The organism is Brachymonas moutaii (nom. illeg.), from assembly GCF_049977365.1.
Taxonomy (GTDB): Bacteria; Pseudomonadota; Gammaproteobacteria; order Burkholderiales; family Burkholderiaceae_C; genus Brachymonas.
In genome coordinates this window covers 1-3,074 of sequence record NZ_JBNGEN010000018.1, presented here as the reverse complement: position 1 = coordinate 3,074, position 3,074 = coordinate 1, and the positions used below count along the sequence as shown (strand labels likewise).

Genomic DNA, 3,074 nt, shown 5'->3' with positions numbered 1-3,074 from the left:
GGCAGGAGCCCGCGCTGCTGTTATGTGTGCCCAAAAATATGGAGAAAATAACTGCAGAATAAGCTCATCAGAAGAAAAAAACAGCTATGCCTACTGTTCAGGCTATGACTATGGCGCATACACTAAAAAATAACCTAGACTTTTATTTCTCTCCTTCCTCTTAGGAAGCCGATACACGCCCTAAATATCAATATAAATTGATACAGCAGTCCATTCCGACAACCCTTGCCACAGACTTGAAAAATCATGCACAAACATCAATGACTCAAAAAATTTTTTGGATCGTGTCTGGCTTTACTTGTCACGGCTTCATGAGGGCATCAAAGTCCTACTCACAAGCAACAGATCAATAATATTTACAAATAAAGTTCAACCCAAAGGCAGCCTCCGAAGACAGGGCGAAAAAAATCAACAACATAATACTGCATACCAGTAAGCTTGACACCTCAAAGAAAACGTCATTCAACATCATATCGAGAAATATCATCTCCGCGCCCTACCAGCTCAAGTTATACACACCCCTTCAAGTCATTGATTTAATTAATAAATAAAAATCCAACTTTCGCAAAAAACATAAGTACTTGCCGAAATAAAATTTCCATATTTTTCAACACGCTTTCAAGAAAAGCATGATCATAAGCTCTGCACATAGTGTGCTTTTAATAAAGCGGCGCAGACATGCAAACCTCATAATATTGAAGAAGATTTCAAATCTTCGTGCATATACAAATATATGTTCAAAAATACATCAACCTTCACATGTAAACATCAATTAAAAAGAGCGCATTCAATTACATCCACACTCCATATAAAGACCGAAAATGTCTTCCTTACAAATTCACAAAATTAATTTGGAAAAAATAAATTTTGCGATCTTTGCCTGTATTTTCTCAAGTGTGACACTTGCAGGTTGCCACGAGAAAAAAATCAAAGACCAACCAAGTTCTCAACAAACACGCACCGGGATTGATACCACCCAATCGAAATCTGTATCCATCTCTCAAAGACAAAATTCCTCATCAAAAAGCATGGACTATCAATCACTTGTTCCACAAGGATACAAGATCATCCAGGTCCAACAAGGCGACCTCAATAACGATGAAATTACCGATGCACTCATCTTGATTGAAGAAAAAAACAGCACCAGCGAATTGGCGGGAGAAGGTGCGAAGCGCATCTTGATGGTAATCACTGGGAAAGAAGGAGGCGGATATGAAGTCGCTGCAAGAAACAACAAACTGGTTCCATGCAAGACCTGCGGTGGCATCTCCGGAGATCCTTTTGGATACATGAACATTCAACCCGGAGGAGCCATTCATCTTCTCGTGGAAGGAGGATCAAGAGAACACTGGTCATCCGAATATTTTTTCAAATTCAATGAATCTCAAAAAAACTGGTCCATTGAAAAAATTCTTATGGAATCATCGGATTCAGAGAGCGGAAAAAGCATCAGCAGAAAATATCTTCCAAAAAATATCAAACAAGGAGAATTCAGTGCCTTTGACCCCAATGCACTGGCAGCACCAACCATCAAATAAAACCCAACTTCAGGGAACCAAAAATCCATCGTAAATTACCTTTCCAGCAACAAGAATAAATACCCACAAGGAAAAAACATGCACCTCAAAAATAAAATTACAGAAGAGTGCCTTGGTAGCTAAAAACTGAAAATTTCATAAATCAAATAAATCACCAATTCATCAAGCAAACAATGCCTTCCAGGCATCATCCACAGAACCACTTCTGACGCCAATCGTCACTCGAATTCAAAGAAATGAAAAAATATTTTATTTTGCCATTTATCAGCATCTCCGCGCTCTCCGTGCATGCACAAAGCCTATGCTCAGCCGATGAAAAAACGGCTTTCTCCTGCCCGCTAAGAAATGGGAAAACGGTATCTCTCTGTTCCAGCGTGGACGCCGATGGAAAAAATTACCTTCATTATCTTTTCGGCAACAAGAAAAATATTGAGCTATCTTATCCATCCAAAAAAATACCTTCTCAAAAAGCCTTTCGCAGAGACTACTCCAAATATGGCTTTCACAGCTATGTATCCTTTTCAATCAACAGAAATCGCTATGGCGTGTATGGCAATACGGATTCAAATGACTGGAGTCATGATGGGGTAATGGTCAACTCGCATCTTCTCAAGTGCATCCAACCACCTCAAAAAAAATATTTCTCAACAATAATTGACCAGCAAAACATCCCTGCAGATCAGTAATCCTTCAAGCACATCGCATCAACATAAAACATCTGCCATGACAAACATTCCCCCTCATTCCGAACAAAAATCAAATGCAGACTATCTTTTGCAAAAAGCAATGGAATCCGGCATCCAATCTTCAAAAGAACTCGGCATATTCATGGGGCAGATGACGGTAGAAAGTGGACACTTCAAATCCATGCAAGAAAATCTTCACTATTCTGCATCAGGACTATTTAAAACATTTCCTGGAAGAAATGGCATAGACTCTCCAGAAGAAGCTCAACGCATAGTTCATGGTGGCGCCGAAGAAATTGCAAATACAATTTACGGCGGAGAGTGGGGAAAAAAGAATCTCGGAAACATCCATCACGGAGATGGATGGCGTTACCATGGGCGAGGTTATATACAGCTCACTGGCAGAGACAATTATGCTCGTATAGGTCGCGAGCTCAAGCTGGACCTTGTCAACCATCCAGAATTGGCTGCCGACAGGGAAATTGCTGCAAAGATCGCCATTCACTACTGGAAAGACAGGGTTGTTCCAGCGCATGCACAAAATGATGTCAAACTATCCGGTGCCATCATCAATGGCACGCATCAAAAGCCCCCTCATCAATATCTTGAGCGTCTCCATGCATCTCGTGATTGGGAACATGCAATAGCACATGGGTATACGCCAGAAGCCCACTTGCATTCCTCTACCTCAAATTCTCAATCTCCTGCATATCGATCTCCTTCTGCCGATGTGCATATCCCCCATAGCACCATGTCGCATGACCAGCTCAGGCATTTGCAGGGCAATCTGCATGCGCTCGGTTATCACGACCGCAATCACCATGCCCTCGCTGTCGATGGTCTTTGGGGC

General features: G+C 41.4%; 3 protein-coding genes. All 3 read left to right on the top strand.

Annotation, left to right across the window (positions count from 1 at the left end; genetic code table 11):
• Window positions 1-821: 821 nt before the first annotated feature.
• Window positions 822-1,538, top strand: coding sequence for a hypothetical protein (locus ACP2WS_RS11190; RefSeq protein WP_426460838.1), 717 nt, complete (start codon window positions 822-824; stop codon window positions 1,536-1,538).
• 236 nt (window positions 1,539-1,774) lie between these two features.
• Window positions 1,775-2,224: a hypothetical protein gene (locus tag ACP2WS_RS11185; RefSeq protein WP_374494081.1), complete on the top strand. Its 450-nt coding sequence runs from the start codon at window positions 1,775-1,777 to the stop codon at window positions 2,222-2,224.
• 37 nt (window positions 2,225-2,261) lie between these two features.
• Window positions 2,262-3,074, top strand: an 813-nt coding sequence (locus tag ACP2WS_RS11180; protein ID WP_426460837.1) for a glycoside hydrolase family 19 protein, incomplete at its 3' end; no start/stop codon positions are given.

Bases quoted from the DNA above. Each gene is read 5' to 3' on its own strand.
- ACP2WS_RS11190 (WP_426460838.1), top strand. From the start codon at position 822: ATGTCTTCCTTACAAATTCACAAAATTAATTTGGAAAAAATAAATTTT.
- ACP2WS_RS11185 (WP_374494081.1), top strand. From the start codon at position 1,775: ATGAAAAAATATTTTATTTTGCCATTTATCAGCATCTCCGCGCTCTCC.